Annotated in this window: 19 protein-coding genes; 4 read left to right on the top strand and 15 right to left on the bottom strand. The window is 68.7% G+C overall.

Annotation, left to right across the window (positions count from 1 at the left end; genetic code table 11):
* The first annotated feature begins 54 nt into the window (after positions 1-54).
* On the top strand, positions 55-885 hold the full coding sequence (locus IPN02_19090; GenBank protein ID MBK9298893.1) for a beta-lactamase family protein: 831 nt from the start codon (positions 55-57) through the stop codon (positions 883-885).
* A 9-nt stretch (positions 886-894) separates the two neighbouring features.
* Here the strand turns inward: IPN02_19090 and IPN02_19085 are convergent, their stop codons facing one another.
* The 3 genes from IPN02_19085 to IPN02_19075 all read right to left on the bottom strand — a co-directional run bounded on the left by IPN02_19085 (position 895) and on the right by IPN02_19075 (position 5,230).
* The gene (locus IPN02_19085; protein ID MBK9298892.1) at positions 895-1,899 is read right to left on the bottom strand and encodes a prolipoprotein diacylglyceryl transferase; all 1,005 of its coding nucleotides are present in this window, start codon (positions 1,897-1,899) and stop codon (positions 895-897) included.
* A gap of 13 nt (positions 1,900-1,912) precedes the next feature.
* Positions 1,913-2,416 (bottom strand): CarD family transcriptional regulator, encoded by a 504-nt coding sequence (locus IPN02_19080; protein ID MBK9298891.1) that lies wholly within the window; start codon positions 2,414-2,416, stop codon positions 1,913-1,915.
* A gap of 99 nt (positions 2,417-2,515) precedes the next feature.
* Positions 2,516-5,230: a vitamin B12-dependent ribonucleotide reductase gene (locus IPN02_19075; GenBank protein ID MBK9298890.1), complete on the bottom strand. Its 2,715-nt coding sequence runs from the start codon at positions 5,228-5,230 to the stop codon at positions 2,516-2,518.
* Between the two features lie 527 nt (positions 5,231-5,757).
* Between IPN02_19075 and IPN02_19070 the strand changes: the two genes are divergently transcribed.
* Positions 5,758-6,501, top strand: coding sequence for a dihydrofolate reductase family protein (locus tag IPN02_19070; GenBank protein MBK9298889.1), 744 nt, complete (start codon positions 5,758-5,760; stop codon positions 6,499-6,501).
* A 10-nt stretch (positions 6,502-6,511) separates the two neighbouring features.
* Here IPN02_19070 and nrdR read toward each other — a convergent pair whose 3' ends face one another.
* Both nrdR and IPN02_19060 read right to left on the bottom strand, forming a co-directional pair.
* Entirely contained in the window at positions 6,512-6,988 is a 477-nt protein-coding gene (gene nrdR, locus IPN02_19065) for a transcriptional repressor NrdR (protein MBK9298888.1), read from the bottom strand.
* A gap of 45 nt (positions 6,989-7,033) precedes the next feature.
* Positions 7,034-7,489, bottom strand: a complete 456-nt coding sequence (locus tag IPN02_19060) for a LysM peptidoglycan-binding domain-containing protein (GenBank protein ID MBK9298887.1) — start codon at positions 7,487-7,489, stop codon at positions 7,034-7,036.
* A gap of 314 nt (positions 7,490-7,803) precedes the next feature.
* Here IPN02_19060 and lexA point away from each other — a divergent pair, with 314 nt between their 5' ends.
* Entirely contained in the window at positions 7,804-8,421 is a 618-nt protein-coding gene (gene lexA, locus IPN02_19055) for a transcriptional repressor LexA (protein MBK9298886.1), read from the top strand.
* 15 nt (positions 8,422-8,436) lie between these two features.
* Here lexA and IPN02_19050 read toward each other — a convergent pair whose 3' ends face one another.
* The 10 genes from IPN02_19050 to IPN02_19005 all read right to left on the bottom strand — a co-directional run bounded on the left by IPN02_19050 (position 8,437) and on the right by IPN02_19005 (position 19,973).
* Positions 8,437-9,510: a 2,3,4,5-tetrahydropyridine-2,6-dicarboxylate N-succinyltransferase gene (locus IPN02_19050; GenBank protein ID MBK9298885.1), complete on the bottom strand. Its 1,074-nt coding sequence runs from the start codon at positions 9,508-9,510 to the stop codon at positions 8,437-8,439.
* Positions 9,511-9,619: 109 nt separating this feature from the next.
* On the bottom strand, positions 9,620-10,774 hold the full coding sequence (locus tag IPN02_19045; GenBank protein ID MBK9298884.1) for a succinyl-diaminopimelate desuccinylase: 1,155 nt from the start codon (positions 10,772-10,774) through the stop codon (positions 9,620-9,622).
* Complete coding sequence (locus IPN02_19040) at positions 10,716-11,519, bottom strand: hypothetical protein (GenBank protein ID MBK9298883.1); 804 nt, start codon at positions 11,517-11,519, stop codon at positions 10,716-10,718. Before IPN02_19040 ends, IPN02_19045 begins: the two co-directional genes overlap by 59 nt.
* Positions 11,516-12,172 carry a hypothetical protein gene (locus IPN02_19035; GenBank protein MBK9298882.1) on the bottom strand — a complete coding sequence of 219 codons (657 nt, stop codon included), beginning with the start codon at positions 12,170-12,172 and terminating at the stop codon, positions 11,516-11,518. The genes IPN02_19040 and IPN02_19035 overlap by 4 nt, the downstream gene beginning before the upstream one ends.
* Before the next feature lie 58 nt (positions 12,173-12,230).
* Positions 12,231-13,334 (bottom strand): aminotransferase class I/II-fold pyridoxal phosphate-dependent enzyme, encoded by a 1,104-nt coding sequence (locus IPN02_19030; protein ID MBK9298881.1) that lies wholly within the window; start codon positions 13,332-13,334, stop codon positions 12,231-12,233.
* Positions 13,331-14,782 carry a GTPase HflX gene (gene hflX, locus IPN02_19025; protein MBK9298880.1) on the bottom strand — a complete coding sequence of 484 codons (1,452 nt, stop codon included), beginning with the start codon at positions 14,780-14,782 and terminating at the stop codon, positions 13,331-13,333. Before hflX ends, IPN02_19030 begins: the two co-directional genes overlap by 4 nt.
* Positions 14,783-14,793: 11 nt before the next feature.
* Positions 14,794-15,597, bottom strand: coding sequence for a diaminopimelate epimerase (gene dapF, locus IPN02_19020; GenBank protein ID MBK9298879.1), 804 nt, complete (start codon positions 15,595-15,597; stop codon positions 14,794-14,796).
* A 76-nt stretch (positions 15,598-15,673) separates the two neighbouring features.
* Positions 15,674-16,750, bottom strand: a complete 1,077-nt coding sequence (gene miaA / locus IPN02_19015) for a tRNA (adenosine(37)-N6)-dimethylallyltransferase MiaA (protein MBK9298878.1) — start codon at positions 16,748-16,750, stop codon at positions 15,674-15,676.
* Between the two features lie 44 nt (positions 16,751-16,794).
* The gene (locus IPN02_19010) at positions 16,795-19,320 is read right to left on the bottom strand and encodes a DUF3516 domain-containing protein (GenBank protein ID MBK9298877.1); all 2,526 of its coding nucleotides are present in this window, start codon (positions 19,318-19,320) and stop codon (positions 16,795-16,797) included.
* Positions 19,317-19,973, bottom strand: coding sequence for a DNA-3-methyladenine glycosylase I (locus IPN02_19005; GenBank protein MBK9298876.1), 657 nt, complete (start codon positions 19,971-19,973; stop codon positions 19,317-19,319). Before IPN02_19005 ends, IPN02_19010 begins: the two co-directional genes overlap by 4 nt.
* Positions 19,974-20,128: 155 nt before the next feature.
* Here IPN02_19005 and IPN02_19000 point away from each other — a divergent pair, with 155 nt between their 5' ends.
* Positions 20,129-20,860: an SDR family oxidoreductase gene (locus IPN02_19000; protein ID MBK9298875.1), complete on the top strand. Its 732-nt coding sequence runs from the start codon at positions 20,129-20,131 to the stop codon at positions 20,858-20,860.
* Positions 20,861-20,878 lie beyond the last annotated feature (18 nt).

Raw genomic sequence — 20,878 nt, 5'->3', positions numbered from 1 at the left:
CGATCGCTCGGGGTACCGCGGCTCGAACCGAGGTGGTGCGCCTACGCTCGAAACATGGTTGACCACCTCGAATCCATCGTTGACCAGGCGCTCGGCGGTCGGCCAGGCCACTGGACGTTCGCCGTCGCCGGCCCGAGCGGGCCGGCGACGATCGTCGGCGATCCGTCGAGGAGCTACCGGTTGGCGTCGGTCACCAAGCCGCTGGCCGCAGCGGCGACCTGGTTGGCGATCGAGGAGGGCACCGTCTCGCTCGACGATCCGGCCGGGCCCGAGGGCTCGACCCTTGGGCACCTGCTCGCCCACGCCTCGGGGCTGCCCTTCGAAGGCCGCGATGCAATCGCCGCACCGGGCACCCGACGGATCTACTCCAACACCGGCTTCGAGGTGGCCGCCGAACACCTGGCGGCGGCGAGTGGTCTCAGCATGGCCACCTATCTGCACGAGGGCGTCTGCGCGCCGCTCGACATGGCCTCCACCCACCTGGATGCCAGCCCCGCTTGGGGTGCCACGTCGACGGTGGCCGACCTGATCCGCTTCGGCCAGGAGCTGCTTGCACCCACCGTGTTCGACCCGACGACGATAGACCGGGTGACGAGCGTGGCCTTTGCCGGGCTCGACGGCGTCCTGCCCGGCTACGGCCGCCAGACACCCAACCCGTGGGGGCTGGGCGTCGAGGTGCGGGGCAACAAGTCGCCGCACTGGACCGGGCTCGACAACTCGGCGGCCACCTTCGGACACTTCGGCCAGACCGGCACGTTTCTGTGGGTCGATCCCGAGGCGAGGCGCACGGCGGTGTTTCTGGGCGACCGGGACTTCGGGCAATGGGCGATCGACGCCTGGCCGAGGATCAACGACGCCGCGCTCGACGCCGCGCTGGAACGCTGAGGGCGAGCCTCAGGGCTCCGGCAGGGTCGCCCCGTCCGCCTCTTCGGGGCCGTCCTCGCCTTCCGGACCGACGGTCGGGTCACCATCACCTTCGGGGTCGTCGCTCGTCGTGTCGACCGGCTCGTCGCCCACAGGCACCGTCTGTGCGACGGCGTCGAACACGAAGGGCTCGACCGCCAGCGCCTCGGCGGTCGCGGCCTTCGAGCGCAACGGCCCCTTCCACAACACGATGACGGTGCCGATGGCGATGGCGATGATCGAGGTCCAGATGTTGACCCGCAGGCCGAAGACCTTGGTGGCCGTGTCCGAGCGCATCGCCTCGATCCAGAGACGGCCCAGGAAGTACAGCGCCACGTACAACCCGAGGATCTTGCCCTTACCCAACCGGCGCTTGGAGTCGATCCATAACAGCACCCCGACGACGCCCAGGTTCCAGATCAGCTCGTACGCGAACGTGGGGTGATAGGTCTCGAAGCCGGGCACGTAACCGTCGAGGAAGCCGCCCTTGGGATCGACCTTGAGCGCCCATGGCACGGTGGTCGGGCGTCCGAACAGCTCCTGGTTGAAGTAGTTGCCCAGCCGACCGATCGCCTGAGCCAACGGCAGCCCGGGAATGGCGGCATCGATGCAATCGCGCCAGTCGATGCCCATGCGATATCCGACGTAGACCCCGACGGCGACGCCGACGATGATGCCACCGGGGATGCCGAGCCCGCCGTTCCAGATCTCGAACGCCCCGGGGAACAGGCTTCGCTCGCAGTTGGGGGTACCGCAGTACAGGCGGTCGTAGTCGGTGATCACGTGGTAGATCCGCGCCCCGATCAGGCCGGCGGGAACCGCCCACAACGCAATGCTCGAAATCTGCTCGGGGTCGTTGCCCCGCGCAGCCCAACGCCTTCTGGCCAGCGCCACCGACGCCAGGACACCGAGGGCGATCATCAGGCCGTACAGCCGAAAGGGGCCGATCGTGTCGAATGGAGGCGCCGGGATGAAGGCGAGGGATCCCAAGCTCATCGCTCGAGTCGCCTCAGGCTTCGCTGGGCTCTGCGGTCAAGGTGTCGAGCACCTTGTCGAGCGCATCCTCTTCGGTCAGGTCGAGCGCAAAGCTCAACTCGGACACCAACACGCTGCGCGCCTTGAGGAACATCGACTTCTCACCGGCCGAGAGGCCCTTGGCCTGGTCGCGCAGGGACAGGTTCCGGACGACCTCGGCCACCTGATACACGTCGCCGGACTTCAGCTTCTCCTGATGGTTCTTGAAGCGACGGCTCCAGTTGGCCGGCTCGCGGATGTCCCGCTTGGCCAGCAGGTCGAACAGGTCCTCGACCTCGTCCCGGCTGATCGGCGGGCGCATGCCAACGTCGTCCACCTTCTCCGACGGAACCGAGATGGTCACCCGGGTCTCTTCCCGCTTGACCTCGAGGACCAGGTATTCGGTGTCCTCTCCGTTGAAGTCGCGCGTCTCCTTGCGGACGATGATCGCCGCACCATGATGGGGATAGACCACTCGGTCACCAACGTCAAACGCCACAGACACCTCTGTCGAAAACGGGGTGGGCCGACACTGCACTCGGCCCCGAAAATGAACGTGTCAGTCTCGCACGATTCCGAGGCGTTCGCCCAGTCGGCCTCAGCTGCAACCGGAGGTGCCGCCGCATTCCGGACAGGCGTGGCACGATCCGGAGCGCACCATTCGCACCCCACACTGCATACACAGCGGCGCGTGCGAGTCCTGGGCGGAGGACGCCGAGGTCGGCGTGGCCATCGGGTCGAGGTCCTGGCCGGTGACCGTCTCCACCGACAGCTCCTCGACGCCGGGCAGCGTGGGCTGAAGCCGCTCGGCGACCGAGAAGATACCCAGCCCGGCCCGCTCCTCCGGATCGAGATAATCGAGGGCCAACCGGCGGAACAGGTAGTCCATCAGGCTGTTGGCGATGCGAATCTCGGGATCGTCGGTCATGCCGGCGGGCTCGAAGCGCATGCCGGTCAGGCCGCGAACGTAGGAGGACAGCGGAACGCCGTACTGCAGGCCATGGGACACCGAGATGGCAAAGGCGTCCATGATCCCGGCCAACGTCGAACCCTGCTTGGAGACCCGCACGAACAGTTCACCGGGGCGCCCGTCCTCGTACTCCCCCACGGTCGCGTACCCCTTGCAATCCGCCACCCGAAACTCGAAGGTGCGCGACCGGCGAGAGCGGGGCAGCTTCTCCTTCGTGCCCCGGAAGACAACCGGCTCCGCTGGGGCCGCCGCTACCGGGTCCTTGCCGGCGGACAGCGGTTGACCCACCTTGCAGTTGTCGCGGTACACCGCCACCGCCTTGATGCCGAGCTTCCACGACTCGATCAGGAGGGATTCGAGCTCGTCGACCGTGGTCTCCTCGGCCAGGTTGACCGTCTTGGAGATACCGCCGGACAGAAACGGCTGAACCGCCGACATCATCCGCAGGTGCCCCATCGCACCAATCGTCGGTAGCCCCATGGCACAGGCGAAGACATCGATATCGGAGGCCTTCAGGCCCGGTGCGCCCACCGCTGTGCGCTCTTCGGCGATGTAGGCCACGATCGCCTCGATCTCGTCCTGGGCGTAACCCAGGCGCCTGAGCGCCCGCGGCACCGTCTGGTTGACGATGGCCATCGTGCCGCCTCCGACCAGCTTCTTGGTCTTCACCAGCCCGAGGTCCGGCTCGATCCCGGTCGTGTCGCAATCCATCATGAAGCTGATCGTGCCGGTCGGCGCGAGCACCGACACCTGGGCGTTGCGCACCCCCACCCGCTCGCCGGTCTCGATCGCCTCGTCCCACGCCTCCGCTGCGGCGGCGTTGATCGCCTGGGACGACGCCAACGTCGAGAGCCCGGCGAGGGCATCACGGTGTTGGTGCAACACCCGAAGCTGGTCGGCTCGGTTGTCCTCAAAGCCGGCGTACGGGCCCATGCGCTCGGCCACCCGGGCCGACGTGCGATAGGCGGCACCGGTCATCAAGGCGGTAATCGAGCCCGCCCACGCACGCCCGGCATCGGAGTCGTAGGGAAGCCCGAGCGCCATCAGCAGCGCGCCGAGGTTGGCGTAGCCCAGGCCGAGTTGGCGAAAGCGACGGGTGGTCTCGCCGATTGCCTCGGTCGGGTAGTCGGCGTTGCCGACCAGGATCTCCTGGGCCAGCAACGTGATGTTGACGGCGTGAGCGAACTCGTCCAGGTCGAAGCCGTCGTCATCGTCGAGGAACGACAACAGGTTGAGGCTGGCTAGGTTGCAGGCCGAGTTGTCGAGGTGCAGGTACTCGCTGCACGGGTTGGAGGCGTTGATCGGGCCGGTGGCGGCCGAGGTGTGCCACCGGTTGATCGTCGAGCTGAACTGCACCCCCGGGTCGGCACATTCCCAGGCCGCCTCGGCAATCTGGCGCAAAAGACGGCGAGCCGGCACGGTGCGCAGGGTCTCGCCGGTGGCCACCGCCCGCAGCTCGTAGTCCGCATTGCCCTCGACCGCCTCCATGAACTCGTCGGAGAGACGGACCGAGTTGTTGGCGTTCTGGTACTGGACCGAGTGGGAGTCGGCCCCATCGAGATCCATGTCAAAGCCGGCCTCGGCCAGCACGCGTGCCTTGCGTTCCTCGGTGGCCTTGCACCAGATGAAGTCCTCGACGTCGGGATGATCGACGTCGAGAACAACCATCTTGGCCGCCCGTCGGGTGGTCCCACCAGACTTGATCGTGCCCGCCGAGGCATCGGCGCCCCGCATGAACGACACGGGACCCGACGGCGTGCCGCCACTGGAAAGCCGCTCGTAGGACGAACGGATTCCCGAGAGGTTGACGCCGGCTCCCGAACCACCCTTAAAGATGACCCCCTCCTCCCGATACCAGTTGAGGATCGAGTCCATCGTGTCGTCCACCGACAGGATGAAGCAGGCCGATGCCTGCTTTGGAGCGCCGGCCACGCCGATGTTGAACCACACCGGCGAGTTGAACGCCACCCGCTGGTGCACGAGCAGCCAGGTGAGCTCGGCGGCAAACGTGGCCCGCTCGGCCTCGTCGGCGAAGTAGCCGTCGGCGAGACCCCAGGAGGCGATGGTCGACACGACGCGGTCGATCACCTGACGAAGCGAGGTCTCCCGTTCGGGGTTGCCCTGCGTGCCCCGGAAGTACTTCTGAGCGACGATGTTGGTGGCGTTCTGCGACCACGACTCGGGAAACTCGACGTCGGCCTGCTCGAAGGCCGCCTCGCCAGTGCGGTAGTCGGTGATGCGTGCGGTCCGGCGAGACCAGGAGATGTCCTGGTATCCATCGTCGCCGGGCGCCGTGTGGTGCCTGCGGATTCCGACGGAGGGCGCAACTGGGGCCAGTGTCATGGCTACTCCTCGACCTTGTGGACGGGATTGGGGGGGGTGGTCGATCGACGGGCTCGGCCCGTGGTGAGCGAGCCGTTGCATGGGCGGAAGGGGGGGCTCCCGAAAAATCATTCCGGCACCCGACTCATCGTCGGTGCCGGTGCCGATCCTTCCTCGACCCAGGTGTCGTCGACCACAGCCGACTTGCCAGCCACCACCGTCCGACCGCCCATGCAACGTTCGTTTCGACCACCATAGAGACCGCCCCACCGGGTCTGTCGAGCCCAAATCTCGTCGTCGACCCACCGGCACCGTGCGCCTTGTCCACAACGCTCCAAACACGCTGTGGACAAGGGTTCCTGGCAACCGCCGGTGTCGAAGACGAGACGGTGGCGAACCATCCGCGAGATCGCAGGGCCAGAGCCGCAAGGAGGCGGACCAGCAAGCCCGCAGCTCCAATCCACAGCGCTGTGGATGCACGTTTGGTGGCCGGTGGACAGACGGGCGCCCACCGGCCGAAGAAAATCTCGGGCCGGTAGGGTGCTCACATGCCCGAGGTGCGAACTATCGAATCCCACTCGACCGCTGTCGAACTCTTTCGACTGCTCGATCGGGAGCCTCGGCCGAGCGCCGAGAATTCGCCCTGGGTCATGGCCAACATGGTGTCGACGCTCGACGGTCGGGCTGCCCTGAACGGTCGCTCCGGGCGACTGGGTGGCCCCCTCGACCGAGCGATGTTCCAGGCGATACGTGCGCTCGCCGACGTCATCCTGGTCGGGGCAAAAACCGTCCGCGTCGAGCGTTACGGACCGATTCGGTTGTCCGCCGGGCTCCAGGAGGCCCGACGCGAGTCCGGACGGACCCCGCTGCCCACCTTGGCAGTGCTGTCCGGAAGCCTCGAGCTGCCTGAGGACACGGGCCTGTTCGACGCGCCGGAACGTTTGCACGTGCTCACCGGGTCCTCCACGCCTGAAGCCGCTCGGCGCGCCCTCACCGACATCGGCGTTGCCGTCGAGCCGCTTGCGGGCGTTCGCAGCGCCGCCGAGGAGGCCACCGAAACGCTTGCCCGCTCCGGCGCACCGATGATCCTGACCGAAGGTGGCCCCGGACTGCTCGGAGCGCTGTTGGCATCGCAGTCGCTCGATGAGCTCTGCCTGACGCTCGCCCCGCGCCTGGTCGGCGCGGGCCTGGCGTTGTTGGATCGACCGGACCTGGACCCTGATCGCTGGACGATGGCCCGGGCCTGGGCGGCCGAAGACGACCTGTTCCTCCGTTACCTCCGACCGGCCTAGCCGGCGGGGCCTACCCCGGGTCGGCGCCGTTGCTGCTCGGCACCTTCGACAGCCGACCCAGCTCGGCCTGGAAGTCGCCCAGGCCTTGAAACGCCTTGTACACGCTGGCGAAGCGCAGGTACGTGACCTCGTCGAGCTCGGCGAGTTGTTCCAGGACGAGCCGCCCCACCTCGGCGGTCGACGTCTCGCCGCCCTGCCCGGCCAGGCCCTCTTCGATCGCCACCGCCAGAGCGGTGGCGTCGGCCAGTGACACCGGCCGACCCTTGGCAGCCGACAACACCCCTGCCTCGATCTTGGTTCGGTCGAAGGGCTGCTTGGTGCCGTCACTCTTGCGGACCACCAACGGGGCTTCCTCGACCCGCTCGAAGGTGGTGAAGCGGGCGCCGCAGCCAGCGCACTGGCGACGACGGCGAATACCGGCACCATCATCGACAGATCGGGAGTCCACCACCCGGTCTTCCAGTTCGCTACAAATCGGACATCGCACGAGCGGGCACGGTAACGCCCTGACGCCCAGGGCGCACGACACCGCCTATCCGAGTGGGAGCACCACACGCTGTCCCGCTCGCAAATCCTCTGATCCGTTGAGTTCGATGATCGAGTCCACAGCGTCTCGAATGTCACCCGGACGATCCAGTTCGCCGGCCAGCGACCACCAGGTGTCGCCGGGCACGACCACGTGGGTGCGAACGTCCTCGGCGGCGCCGGCCGAGCCCGACCCGCCACCAACCATCTCCGTCACGACCGCGATCGCCGCCCACATCAGCGCCAGCAGCACCAACGCAGCCACCGCCCGTCGACGGAGGTAGACCCATCGGCTGCGGCGCACCGACGGGCGCACCGGGGCCGTCGGAGCGAGCTCGCCTCGACGGGCTCGAACCGCCGGGTGGGCCGCCGACCATCGCTCTGAGTCGACCACTCGCAGGCGCGTCGCCCGCTCGATCGGCTCGGTTCGAGGATTGGAATCTGATGTCTGTAGCGCAACCATGTCGCAAGTGTCCTGATCGGGTGTGACAGTGAAGCTCGCCGGCGAGTTTCCGAACGAGTGTTCGCTCAGTTTGGGGAACGGACGTTCGACTGTCAAGGACCGATCGCACTCGCGTTCGTCGAACGGGTGTTCTTGCACTCGTAGGTGACCCCCGTTACACTGGGGAACGCTCGTTCGACCACCTCGGTCAACAGATCCATCGAGGAGCGACCATGGCCGCCAAGTCACAGCCCCCCCAGTCACAGCACCCCAAGCCTCAGACCCGGAAATCTCGGCTCTCGAAGGCACAGCCGACCGGCGAGAGCCCCGATCCGCTGACCGCACGCCAGCGTGAGGTGCTCGACTGCGTGATCGACTCGGTCAACGCCCGTGGGTATCCCCCGTCGGTGCGGGAGATCGGCACCGCAGTTGGCCTGACCTCGCCCTCCACAGTCCACTCCCACCTCGCCACGCTTCAACGCCTGGGCTACCTCACCCGGGACTCGACCAAACCGCGAGCGATCGAGGTGCACACCGACGGCAAGGCCGACGTCGCCGAACGTCGGCCGGTACGCCACGTGCCCCTGGTCGGCTCGGTTGCAGCCGGCACTGGCGTCATCGCCCAAGAGCAGATCGAAGAGCTACTCCCGCTCCCCCAGGACCTCACCGGCGACGGTGAGTTGTTCATGCTGACCGTTCGCGGGGATTCGATGATCGATGTCGGTATTTTCAGCGGCGACTATGTGGTCGCTCGTCAGCAGTCGACCGCCGATCGCGGCGACATCGTCGTCGCCGGCATCCCGGGGGAAGAGGCCACGGTCAAAACGCTGACCACACACTCGTCGGAGGGCACCACCCTCACGCCCGCCAACTCGACGATGGAGCCCCTGTGCTATCCGCCCGGGGAGGTCGTGATCTTCGGTCGGGTGGTTACCGTGCTCCGCAAGCTCTGACCGCTTCCGGGCGGCTCAGTTGGCGTGGAGGTCGGGGTTCAACCCACCCCAGTCGGGCACCCTGGGCACCATCTCCACGGCCCCGGTTTTACCATTTCGCCGAAACAGCATCTGCGAGCCCCCGGACAGGTCTCGGGCCTTGCGAACCGACCCGTCGGCCATCGTCACCGGGGTGCCGGCGGTGAGATACAGCCCTGCTTCGATGACGCAGTCGTCGCCGAGCGAGATGCCGCAGCCACCGTTGGCACCCACCAGGCAGCGCTGGCCGATGCTGATCACCTCGTTGCCACCGCCGGAGAGGGTGCCCATCACCGAGGCCCCGCCGCCCAGGTCGGTCTGGTCCCCGAGAACGACGCCGGCACTGATGCGGCCCTCGATCATCGCCGACCCGAGCGTGCCGGCATTGAAGTTGACGAAGCCCTCGTGCATGACGGTGGTGCCCTCACCCAGATAGGCGCCCAGCCGGACTCTCGAGGCGTCTGCGATGCGAACCCCCGACGGCACCACGTAATCGACCATCCGTGGGAACTTGTCGACCGAGTGCACGGTGAGCTGACGACCCTCGGTGCGATGACGGCTGCGGACCTCGGCCAGAGTGTCCGGATCGGCTGGCCCGTGGCTGGTCCATGCCACGGTGGACAGCAGCCCAAAGATGCCGTCCAGGTTGATGCTGTGCGGCCGCTTCACTCGATGCGACAACAGGTGAAGCCGGAGGTAGGCGTCGTGAGCATCGATCGGCGGCGCGTCGAGGTCCTCGATGAAGGTGACGACGACCTCGAAACGGGTGCCGAGTCCCTGATTCTCCGCAAAGCGACTCTCCCGAAGGGCCGCCAAGCAACGCCGGTTGGCTTCGGCATCCTGGGCGGTCGCCTGCAACTGCATGACCACGTCGGCCAACCGGTTTGGCGAGAAAGTCACCGTACCGGGGCCACCTTCGTGGCCGGCATGACGGGCCAACACCTCGGCGACGTCGCCGTGAGCTGCGACGTTGACCACCTGAAAATAGGTGTCGAGAACCTTGGTGCCGTCACCCTGCACCGAGAAGGTGGCCGTGCCGATGCCGAAGGCGGCGGGTGGGGTGGCTGACATCAAATGCGCTCCCAGGGGATCGAGGATCGTCGCCGTTGCCGGTCAACCCTACGGGCCCCGCATCATAGGGTCGCCCCGCAGAACCGGTAAAAGGTGGGAAGGGACATGGCTACGGAACGTCGACGACGCCGTTCACCAAGAGGTCCCCGAGCACCGCCCAGACCCGATCGATGCTCGCTCGCTCAAGCCGTTCGTCGGCGGTGTGGGCAACGACCGGGTCCCCGGGCCCGAAGTTGGCCGCAGGGATACCGCGCTCAGCAAAGAAGGCGGCGTCGGTCCATCCGAGCTTGGCTCTGGTCTCCAGGTGATGACGCTCGATCAGCCGAGCGAGCAGCGGGTGCCCGAGCCCTGGAGGGGCAGCTCGCGACCGGTCAACCACCGTGATCGCATCACCGTCGGACAACGAAGGGACCAGCCAGCCCCGCAGCCAGGCCTCCGCCTCGTCGAGGCCGCGGTCCGGGGCGAAGCGGTGGACGACGGTGAGCGTGACCGCATCTGGCACCACGTTGCCGGCCACGCCGCCCTCGATGGCCACCGCCTGGAGGGCCTCATGGTAGGTGCAGCCATCGATCGTCGGTCGCCGAGGCCGCCAGTCGTTCAACCGCAACAAAAGCTCGCCCGCTCGATGGATGGCGTTCTGCCCCATCCATGCCCGAGCGGTGTGGGCCCGGACACCCCTGAGCGCAACCTGCACGCGCACCGACCCCTGGCAGCCCGCCTCCAGCGCACCATCGGTCGGCTCCCCCAGGAGGGCGACGTCTCCGCCGAGCAGGTCGGGTCGAAGGCGCTCCAGCTCGAGCAGCCCCGAATGGGCGGTCGCCACCTCCTCTCGGGCATAGAACACCCAGGTGACGTCGACCGCCGGTTCAGCGATGGCGCAGGCCAGGTCCAACATGACGGCCAGGCCGCCCTTCATGTCGGCCGAGCCCAGCCCCCACAGCACATCGCCGTCCAGTCGCGGAATCGAATTGTCGTTGGCGGGAACCGTGTCGAGGTGCCCAGCCAGGATCAATCGGGCGGAACGGCCGAGGTGGGTCCGGGCCACGACGTTGTCCCCAACCCGGTCCACCGTGAAGGTCTCCCCTCGAGCGCTCACCAGCGCAGACAGGTCAGCCTCGACGAGATCGGCCAGTGCACGCTCGTCGAAGCTCTCCGACCGCACCCCCATCAACCGGCTGGTCGCCGAGAGCAGGTCGGTCGTGAGCTCAGGCACGGTCGTCGGCGACCGGAGGCTCACCTTCGGTCGGCGGTTGGTCGCCGGCATCGGGGCCAGCCGGGGGCCCTGCCCGGGGGAATTCCGGCGGCGGCGGCGGATCGCGGAAGGCGTGATCGGTTGGCGGGCCCCAGCGGCCGGCGAATGCCGACCCGCCCGAAGGTCCTCGTCCGTCCGCCCGGCCGGCCCGGGCACTCCGCGCCCGGACCCACACCGAGGCGACCCCGAAGCAGGCCGCCAAAACCAACCCGGCCGCCGCCGGTGCGAGACCCAGCAACATCCACAAGGCATCGGCCTCCCGGTTGGCCCGATCGAGGACGACGCGGTCGTCCTCGAAAAGGGATCCCGCCGGCTCGCCTCCCTTGACCGCCACGTCGAGGGTGTACGTGCCGGCGCGCGGGATCCTCACGGTGTGAAAGGCCACGTAGCTGCGATCGTCGATGATCGTGCTCAGCACCGGATCCGGCGTGTCCAAGCCCAGCTCGCCCCGATCCGAACGGACGGTGACGTCGAGGGATCCGGGCACCCCCGTCGACGGCGCTGCCTGCTCGTAGAACACGTCGTAGGTGCCCGGTTGTTCGATGCGCACCTTCTCGCTGGAGGGAACCCGTTCACGGACCACGGCATCGCTCGACGGGCCGAGACGCTCCATCGACCGGCCGGTCAGCAACTGGGTGGCGAGAAACCCGACCATCACCGACACGCCGGCTGCGAACAACAACCCCATCGCCCAGCGCATTGCCTTGGACTGAGCCACCTCGTCGGCCGTCTGTACCGCTCCCTCCTGAGGACTCACGGAGTTCCGCCGGACTCGGTACCGGCGCGACCCTCGACCAGTGCCCTCACCCGCGCCCGGTCGCGTGCTCGCCCGACGCCGACCGCCACTCCCATGCCGACCACGAACAATCCGGCGCCAACTGCCGCCCCCCAGATCATGAGGGCGGTGCCGGTCGACGCCACATCGGGATCGGCGACGACGATGGCAACATCGTCACCGGCCGAGGAACCGTCCGGGTCGACCGTCACCGTGTAGTCACCTCCGACGGCGACAAACGAGCCGATCGGGATCATCTCGGTCGACACACCGGCATGGCGATCGATCTTGGCATCGGTATCGACCGGAACCTCGCCATCGCCTCGGGTGACGATCGGTGTCAAATACCCCGGGACACCTGGGTCCCCGGACAGGGTGGAGCGCTCGAGGTAGATGGCAAACGGCTTGTCCCGGGACGGGGATGTGAAGGACACCTGACCGGGGAAATCTGCTCGTCCCACCTCTTCGGGACCACCGTCGGAGAGAAATCCGATGGCGACCAAGCTGACGGCAAGAATCACCCCGACCACCGCCATCGCAGCCCCCAGATAGGCCCAGATCACCGATGGTCTCACCGACTGGGGGCGCGTCGAGGCGCCGGGCAGGTGAGGGCGCGAGGTTGCCGACGACGTCATCGCCCCCATCATCGCAGCCCCAACCCGTCGGGTGGGTGCACGAGCATGCCTGGAGCGTTCACCGCCGCAAACCGGCGCCGCCGGCGAGGACCCCACGCAGTGCCTCCAGACGCCGGGCGGCCTCATCGATCTCGGCGTCGGGGCGTACGGCGGCCAGGCGGACCCGGCCTGCTCCGGCCGCCCCGTAGATCGAGCCCGGCTGCACCAGGACGCCCGCCCCGGCGAGGGTCGCAACCGCCGCACGGTCGTCATCGCCAACGTCCAGCCACAGGTAAAACCCGCCCTCCGGCAGGCGAACATCGAAGCACCCGGCCGACACGGCCGCCTCCGCCAGGCGTTCGAGGCGCCGAAGATAACGCTCGCGCTGCTCGGTCACGTGTTGTTGGTCGCTCCAAGCCGTCGCTCCGGCAGCCTGCATGGGTCCGGGCACCACCAACCCCAATTCCCGGCGCCGCTCCCCCAGCTCGGCGATGAGGGCGGCGTCGCCGGCGTAGAACCCGATCCTCCCCCCGGCCAGGTTTGATCGCTTGGAGAGCGAGTGGAGCGCCAACACGCCACTCGTTCCCGAGGAGAGCATCGTCGAGGCCGGCAGCCCCACCTCGCCGACCGGCGCTCCGCTCCACGTGTACTCGACGTAGCACTCGTCGGAGCACACGACGATGCCCCGCTCGCGCCCCCAGGCCGCAGCCGCCTCCAGATCGTCGAGTCCGCCGGCCGGGTTGCCGGGCGAGTTCACCCACAGCAGCCTGGAACGGGCGGCATCGTCGGCATCGACCCCAGCCAGATCGAGCGTGAAGCGATCGGTCATCGGCACCCGCACCACCCGGCAGCCGGCCAGCTCGGCGCCCACAGCGTAGGTGGGATAGGCGACCGCCGGGATGAGCACGGTGTCCCGGCCGCGGCCACATCCCGCCCCGAGCAGTAGGGCCAGGCCGGCGACGAACTCCTTGGTCCCCACGCAGGCCGCCACCGACTCGGGGTCGATCTCGACATCGAGTCGACGGCGCATCCAGTCGGCCGCCGCCTGCCGGAAGACGGGCGAGCCCACCGACTTGCCGTAGGGCCCCAGGCTGTCGGCGGCCGACGCCATCGCGTCGATCACCAGGTCGGGCGGGGGGTCGCACGGCGACCCGAGCCGCAGGTCGATCGCCCCTTCGATCATCGAGGCTCGACTGGCGCCGCCGGTTCGAACTCGGCGAAACGGCCCCGCTGCTCCTCGCGCAGTCGGGTTCGCATCACCATCTGGTCGGGTCCGGACACCTCGGAGAGCACCTCGCCGTGGGCGTGCACCGAGGCGATGACATCGCCCCGGGCCCAAGGGATGTGCAGTTCGACCACCGGGCGCTGCGAGCGGAGGCGGTCACCGATCGCCTCGACCAACGCGTCGATCCCCAAACCGGTTGCCGCAGACACCGCCACCGCACCCGGGCTCGCCTCGGCCAGCCGGTCGGCGTCGGGGGAAAGGTCGGCCTTGTTGAACACCAGCAGTTCCGGGCGATCCCCACCCCCTACCTCGGCGATGATCGCCCGAACCACTGCGATCTCCTCGGCCGGGTCGGCCGACGAGGCATCGACGACGTGCACGAGCAGATCGGCCTCGGACACGACCGACAGGGTGGTTTTGAAGGCCTCGACCAGCTCGTGGGGCAGCTTGCGGATGAAGCCGACCGTGTCGGTGAGCAGCACCACTTCCCCACCCGGCAACGCCAGCTGACGGGTCGTCGGGTCCAGCGTGGCGAACAACCGGTCCTCGACGAGGACCCCGGCGTCGGTCAGAGCGTTCTCCAGCGTCGACTTGCCGGCGTTGGTGTAGCCGACGACTACCACGTGGGCGACGCCCGAGCGTTGGCGGGCCTTTGCCTGGGTGGCCCGGTGGCGTCCCACCTCCCGGAGTTCGGACTCGAGCTTGTGCACCCGCCGTCCAAGCCGACGGCGGTCGGTCTCCAGCGCCTTCTCGCCCGGACCGCGTCGGGCGCCTCCGAGGCCACCGGCCTGCTGGGAGAGCGCCCGGCCGCGGCCCTTCAATCGGGGCGCCAGATAGCGAAGCTGGGCCAACTCGACCTGGGCCTTGCCCTCCTGGCTAGAGGCGTTCTGGGCGAAGATGTCCAGGATCACCGCAGTACGGTCGATCGCGGTGCGGCCGAGCAGCTTCTCCAGCTTGAACTGCTGGGCAGGGCTCAGCTCGTCGTCGAAGACGACCGTGTCACAGTCGGTGGCTTCGGCGAGCGCCTTGATCTCGGCCGCCTTGCCGGATCCGACGTAGGTGGCCGGGTCGGGGGCGCGACGCCGCTGGGTGATGCGACCCACCACGTCGGCGCCCGCCGTGTCGACGAGCAATGCCAGTTCGTCCAAGGAATCCTCGACGGTGCCGGCGCCCCCGGCGCCGTCGATGGCGACGGCGACCAGCAGGATCCGCTCCCGGTAGGTTCGCTCGATGAGACCTCGGGTCTCACCACCGAACTCGCCAAAACCACCGCGGTGCGAATCCTCGGTGGGCTCGGCCGGCTCGACGACCGATACCGCTTCATCGGCCGCATCGTCATCGGTCAGCGCTCCGCCGTAGAAATCCTCGTCGCCGATGCCGTCGTCGCTGATGTTGTTGCCCTTCATGTTCGTGTTGCTCAATGCGTCTCCACGTCCGCCACATAGGTGGCCGGACCGATCAGCGACGCCGACTGTGACCCGAGTTCGACCGTCACCTCACCACCGGGCATGGAAACGACCACCGTGTCGCCGACCAGCCCCCAGCTGCGGGCCACCCAAGCCGCCACGGTGGCGCCCGAACCGCAGGCCTCGGTGATGCCGACGCCGCGCTCCCACGGTCGCATGACCAGTCGGTCCTCCCCTGACTGTTCGATCAGGTGGACGTTGGCCCCGCCCGGCACGGCGCTCTCCACGCGACGCCCCACCTTGATCAAGTCGACCGAGGCCAGGTTCGGGGCCAACGAGCCAGGGCCGAGCAGAACGACGTGGGGGTTGCCCACCGACGCCGACATCGCTTGGTCGATCCCCAGTTCGCCGATGACCGCTGGCAGCTCCGGGCCGGCGCCGACCGGGCCCATCTCGACGCAGACGGTGAGTGTCGCCGGATCGTCCGAGGACGTTGCGATGGCCTGGCGGACCCCGCCGGGCGTGGCCACCGACACCTGACCATCGCTGCGGTTGGCGGAACGCAGCCAGGCCTGAGCCAGACAACGCAGCCCGTTGCCGGAGATCTCCGCTTCGGTGCCATCCGCGTTGTGCAGGCGAAAAGCCACATCTGCATCGGGGGCCGCAGCCCCCCAGATCAGCCCGTCGGCCCCGATGCCGGTGTGTCGATCGCACAGCGAGCGGGCGAGCTCTGGGCCGGCCGAAAGCGGGCCGTTGTTCGCTTCGAGGGCGACCAGAAAGTCGTTGCCCAGGCCGTGGTGCTTGGTGAAGTGCATGTGCAGCCCACGCTATCGGTCCTGGCCGGCCGTGGCCCTCGGAATTTCTCTCTCCCGGAATGGCGGCCATTGGACCTCAGGTCGGCTCCCATGCCCCAGCCGTTGCCCAGGCCGCCTGCACCCGGTCGGCGACGGTAGCCGCGTCCGCTTCTGCGTCCACCCACACCAGCCGGGGGTCGCGCCGGAACCAGCGTTCCTGGCGAACCGCCAGCTGCTGGGTGCGTTGCACGGCAGCCGAGACGGCGTCCGTCAGGGTGCGCTCACCGTTGAGGTGCTCGGCCAGCTCTCGGTATCCGAGCGCCTGGGAGGCGGTCCGCGAGAGGCCGCCCGGCAGCTCCACCAGGGCCCGCACCTCATCGAGCAAGCCGGCGTCGATCATTGCGTCGAAGCGCTCGGCGATGCGACCGGCGGTCACCGCCCGCTCCAGACGAAGCCCAACCTGCACGAACGGCGTCGGCGGGTGGGCATCCAGTCCCGGCCCAAACGACGAGAACGGGCGGCCGGCGCCCAGCGTGACCTCCAACGCTCGCAGCACTCGGCGCCGGTTGGTTGGCTCCATTCGCTCGGCCGCCACCGGGTCGAGGCTGGCCAGGCGCCCGTGCATCGACCGGAGGCAGTCCTCATCGACCGCCTCGGCCTCCAGCGTGGCAAGCACCTGCGGAAATCGGCCGGGAAGGGCCAGATCGTCGATCACCGCCTGGTGGTACAACCCGGTTCCACCGACGAGCAGCCCGTGTGCTCCGCGGCCGACGATGTCGTCGAAGGCCTCGTCGGCGGCGCTCTGGAAGCGGGCCACCGAAAACTCCTCATGTGGCTCGACCGTGTCGACGAGGTGGTGGGGCACTCTTCGGCGCTCGGCGAGCGTCGGCGTCGCCGTGCCGATGTCGAGGTGCCGGTACACGGTCATCGAGTCGGCGGCCACCGCCTCCAGCGGGCTCACCAGCTCGGCGAGCGCCAGCGTGACCGCCGTCTTGCCGGAGGCGGTTGGCCCGACCAGCGCGCACGGCCGATCCAGCCCTTCCGCACCCGCCCAACGGGCACGACCCGACCCGGGACGCGCAGTGCTTCCCGCCGCCGCCGGGCGCGGCGCTGCGGCGCCGAGTTCGGCGTCGGACAGGGGGGCCAGGCCCAGATCCCAGCGCACGTCGCTCATCGCCCGCCGAAGCTCGGCACCCAGATCCTCGGGTTCGACCACCCTCAGCCCCGTCCCACCCGCACCAGCGCCACGACGGGCTCGCCCGCCTCGTCGGAGGCCCGCAGATCCACCCGGGCGGTCAGGCTCCACTCGTTGGTCTCCTCCGGGTCGACCAACCACTGGGTGAGCGCCCAGCGATCGTCGTACTCGTCGATCTGCAGGAACCGTGCGCTGCGGGCATCGGCGTCGATGCCGATCGAGTCCCACTTTTCCCAGTAGGGCTCCATCAGGTCGCGCCACCACACCAGGTCCTGCTGGGTACCGTCCTCGAACACCAGCTTGGCCAACGCTCCGTGGTCGTGGCGGGCCAGCGCCTGCACCCAGCGAAACACCTCGGTGCGCACCATCGCACGAAATGCCCGCCGGTCGGCGGTGATCGGTGGCGGCGTGGTGTCGAGGGCCGCTGCGTCGAGCACCGCCACCTCGGCGCCTTCCCCCAGGGCGCCCTCCAACAGCTCGTATTCCTCCAGCAGCGACGAGTCGACCTGGCGGATCACTGCGCCCACCCAGGCGGTGATCTCCTCGAGCTCCTCGGTGCGGGCGCCCTCGGGCACGTTGCGCTGCAGGGTGCGATACACCTCGGTCAGGTAGCGCAACAGCACCCCCTCGGAGCGCTTGACCCCCAACAGCGACACGTAGTCGCGAAAGCCAAGGCCCCGCTCATAGAGATCCCGGGCAACCGCCTTCGGCCGCACCCACTCCCCCGTCACCCATGGGTGACGTTCGGAGAAGCTGGCGAGCATCGCCAGCAACTCGTCGCGCAGCGGTTGGGGCCAACGGATCTCCGCCAGCCGCTCCTGGCGTTCGTCGAAATCGACGCCGTCCATCTTCATCCGCTGGTAGGCCTCGTCGCGAGATTTGCGCTGCTGGGCGATCAGCACCTGGCGGGGATCGTCCAGCGAAGCCTCAACCACCGAGAGCACCGACAACGCGTACTCAGGGTCGTCGGGCTCGTAGCTGTCGACCACCTCGACGACGAAGGGCGACAGGGGCCGGTCGAGGGCGAAATCCTGCTGAAGGTCCCCGTGGACAACGAGTATCCGGCCGTCGCCTCCAGGCTCCTCCAGCCGGGTGAGGATCTCCGCCGCCTCGAGCGAGCCGATGATCGCCGCCGCCCGGTCGGCCAGGGCCAGCTTGGCCCCCTCGCTCTCGTGTGACCCCTCGATCAAACGGGCCAGTGCCACCTCGCCGTCGCCCGGACGCGAGAGCACGTGCAGCACCATCGAGTGGGTCATCGTCAGGCGGGAGTTGAGCCGCTCCGGCGTGCCGGCGGTCAGCCGTTCGAAGGTGTCGCGGTTCCAGTGGGCGTAGCCGCGTTCGGGCGGCTTCTTCTTGACGATCTTGCGCAGCTTGGCGGTGTTGGTGCCCGCCTTCTGCTCCGCCCGAAGGTTCTCGACCACGTGCGGAGGAGCCTGGGCGAGGACGTAACCCTCGGTGTCGTAGCCGCGCCGCCCGGCCCGGCCTGCCACCTGGGCAAACTCCCTGACCGTGAGGATGCGGGTCTCGACGCCGTCGTACTTGTAGAGCTGTGTAAAGAGCACCGTGCGGATCGGAATGTTCACGCCGACCCCAAGCGTGTCGGTGCCGCAGATCAACCGCAGCCAGCCCTCCTTGGCCAGACGCTCGACCAGCAGGCGGTAGCGGGGCAACAGCCCGGCATGGTGCACGCCCACACCATGGGACAAGAAGCGCTTGAGGTCCTTGCCAAAGGGGGTATCGAAGCGGACCCCGGCCAATACGCCGGACAACTCCTGGCGGTCGGCCTTGGTCAGCACGTTCAACGACGTGAACGCCTGTGCCTGCTCGGTGGCCGCCTGCTGGGTGAAGTGCACCACGTAGGCCGGCACCCGCTCGGCGGCGATCAGCTCCTCGACCGTTTCGGTCAGCGATGTCGTCCGGTATTCGAAGCTCAGCGGCACGGGCCGCTCGATGCCGGTCACCACCTCGACGTCCCGTCCGGTTCGCCGCAGCAGGTCGTCGGCCAACCAGCTGATGTCACCGAGGGTGGCGGACATGGCGAGGAACCGGGTGTCGGCCAACTCGAGCAGCGGCACCTGCCACGCCCAGCCTCGGTCGGGCTCGTCGTAATAGTGGAACTCGTCCATGGTGACGTGGGTCGGTGCGCCCCCCGGCGTACCGCCGAGGGCCTGGTGGGCGAGGATCTCGGCGGTGGCGCAGATCACCGGCGCGTCCGGGTTGATCGTGGCGTCACCGGTGAGCATCCCCACCATCTCGTCGCCGAGCGCTTCCCGAAGCTGGAAGAACTTCTCCGACACCAGCGCCTTGATCGGGGCGGTGTAGACCGAGCGCTCCCCCGCCGCCAGGGCGGCCACATGACCGGCGGTGGCGACCAGCGACTTTCCCGATCCGGTGGGCGTGGTGAGGATCACGTGGCTGCCGGCAAAGAGCGCCAGAATGGCCTCCTCCTGGGCCGGGTAGAGCGCGAGGCCCTGATCGGCCACCCACCCGAGGAACGCTTCCAGCGCGTCGTCGGCGTTGGGGTGTTCGGGCAGTACCAGGCGGGTCACCCGGTGGAGTCTGCCAGCCGCCCGCGTGCCCGGTCCTGTTCGGCCTGGCAGTCGGCGTGCACCCAGCACCGGGCCGGGTGGTCGTTGACGACCCCGAGCGACTGGAGTGTCGAATACACCGTCGTCGGACCAACGAAGCGAAAGCCCCGCTTCTTGAGTGCCTTGGACAGTGCTGTCGCCTCAGGAAGGGCTGCCTCGGGCGATGACCCCGAGGCGCCTCCGCACGACCACAGCAGCTCGCTCAGCGAGTCGCCCGCCACCCACAGATCGAGGGTCGCCCGGGCGTTGCCGACGGTGGCCTCCACCTTGGCCCGGTTGCGCACGATGCCGGCGTCGCCCAGCGCAGCCTCCACCTCGGATTCGCCCCAGGCGGCCAGCACCTCAGGATCGAAGCCATCAAAGCGCTCGCGGAACGCCGGGCGCTTCGACAGGATGGTCAGCCATGACAGACCGGCCTGGAATCCCTCCAGGCACAGCTTTTCAAAGATCGCCCGTTCGTCGGTGACCGGCCGACCCCACTCGGTGTCGTGGTAGGTGCGATAGATGTCGGGGTGGATGCCCCAGGCGCACCTCACCCGCCCGTCCTCACCGACGGCCAGGCCTTCGCCGGGAGAAGATGGTTCCGCCGTGTCGGGATCGGTTGCGTTCGCCATCGGTTCACGATGACCCAGCGACGGGTTCGGCGCCAGGGCTGCGCCCGGGTCGCGCTCCCCGGGTCGCGGCCAGAAGGCTTCCCTCCCCCAGGATGGCCGGCGGGCCGGCCTCATTCCCGGATCGGGTGCGGCATCTCGGGAACTACCCTGCTGAGATGCCGTCTGCTCCCGGGCCCTCCCCTGCCAGGTCAGGCTCCGCCAGGCCGGCGGCCCTGATCACCGGTGCCACCGGGGGCATCGGCCGTGCCTTGGTGGGCGCACTCGCCGACCATCGTCAGGTCCTGCTCGGGCGCGACGCCGCCGTGCTCGCCGGGTTGGCCGAAGAACTGCCCGAGGCCAGCTGGGTGGCCGCCGACCTCAGCCAACCCGAGGACCTGGAGCTGATCCTCGGTGTCGGGGCCGCGCTGCCCCGACGCCTCGACCTGCTGATCCACGCGGCCGGTGCGGTGCGGGTGGCACCGCTCGAGCACCAGCACCCCGAAGCGTGGGCAGAGGCTCTGGCGGTCAACCTGGCCGGACCGGCCGAGCTGACCCGCCTGTGCCTTCCGGCGCTGCGGGCCGCACGCGGCCGGGTGGTGTTCATCAACTCGACCGCCGGGTTGGTCGCCAATCCCAACTGGACCTCGTACGCCGCCTCAAAATGGGGTCTGCGGGGTTTCGCCGACGCGCTGCGCCACGAAGTGGCGCCGGACGGGGTGCGGGTCGCCACGCTGTTCCCCTCTCGGACCGACACCGACATGCAGCGGGCGGTCCGCAAGCAGGAGGGCGGCACCTACAACGCTGACGAGTACCTCGACCCGACTGCGGTGGCGCAGGCAGTGCGCGCCATCGTCGACGCCGGTGGCGACGCGGACTGGACCGACCTCACCGTCCGTCCGCTGCGTTGACGCTGGAGCGGGCGGAAC

The sequence above is a fragment of the Candidatus Microthrix subdominans genome, from assembly GCA_016719385.1.
In the GTDB taxonomy this organism is placed as follows: domain Bacteria; phylum Actinomycetota; class Acidimicrobiia; order Acidimicrobiales; family Microtrichaceae; genus Microthrix; species Microthrix subdominans.
The sequence above is the reverse complement of the archived record's forward strand: the minus strand, read 5'-3'. Positions and strand labels throughout refer to the sequence as shown.

Bases quoted from the DNA above. Each gene is read 5' to 3' on its own strand.
- hflX (MBK9298880.1), bottom strand. From the start codon at position 14,782: ATGAAGGGCAACAACATCAGCGACGACGGCATCGGCGACGAGGATTTC.
- IPN02_19035 (MBK9298882.1), bottom strand. From the start codon at position 12,172: ATGACGTCGTCGGCAACCTCGCGCCCTCACCTGCCCGGCGCCTCGACG.
- IPN02_19090 (MBK9298893.1), top strand. From the start codon at position 55: ATGGTTGACCACCTCGAATCCATCGTTGACCAGGCGCTCGGCGGTCGG.
- IPN02_19075 (MBK9298890.1), bottom strand. From the start codon at position 5,230: ATGACACTGGCCCCAGTTGCGCCCTCCGTCGGAATCCGCAGGCACCAC.
- IPN02_19050 (MBK9298885.1), bottom strand. From the start codon at position 9,510: ATGTCAGCCACCCCACCCGCCGCCTTCGGCATCGGCACGGCCACCTTC.
- dapF (MBK9298879.1), bottom strand. From the start codon at position 15,597: ATGCACTTCACCAAGCACCACGGCCTGGGCAACGACTTTCTGGTCGCC.
- IPN02_19005 (MBK9298876.1), bottom strand. From the start codon at position 19,973: ATGGCGAACGCAACCGATCCCGACACGGCGGAACCATCTTCTCCCGGC.
- IPN02_19000 (MBK9298875.1), top strand. From the start codon at position 20,129: ATGCCGTCTGCTCCCGGGCCCTCCCCTGCCAGGTCAGGCTCCGCCAGG.
- IPN02_19060 (MBK9298887.1), bottom strand. From the start codon at position 7,489: ATGGTTGCGCTACAGACATCAGATTCCAATCCTCGAACCGAGCCGATC.
- IPN02_19030 (MBK9298881.1), bottom strand. From the start codon at position 13,334: ATGATCGAAGGGGCGATCGACCTGCGGCTCGGGTCGCCGTGCGACCCC.
- IPN02_19085 (MBK9298892.1), bottom strand. From the start codon at position 1,899: ATGAGCTTGGGATCCCTCGCCTTCATCCCGGCGCCTCCATTCGACACG.
- IPN02_19070 (MBK9298889.1), top strand. From the start codon at position 5,758: ATGCCCGAGGTGCGAACTATCGAATCCCACTCGACCGCTGTCGAACTC.
- IPN02_19045 (MBK9298884.1), bottom strand. From the start codon at position 10,774: ATGCCGGCGACCAACCGCCGACCGAAGGTGAGCCTCCGGTCGCCGACG.
- miaA (MBK9298878.1), bottom strand. From the start codon at position 16,750: ATGAGCGACGTGCGCTGGGATCTGGGCCTGGCCCCCCTGTCCGACGCC.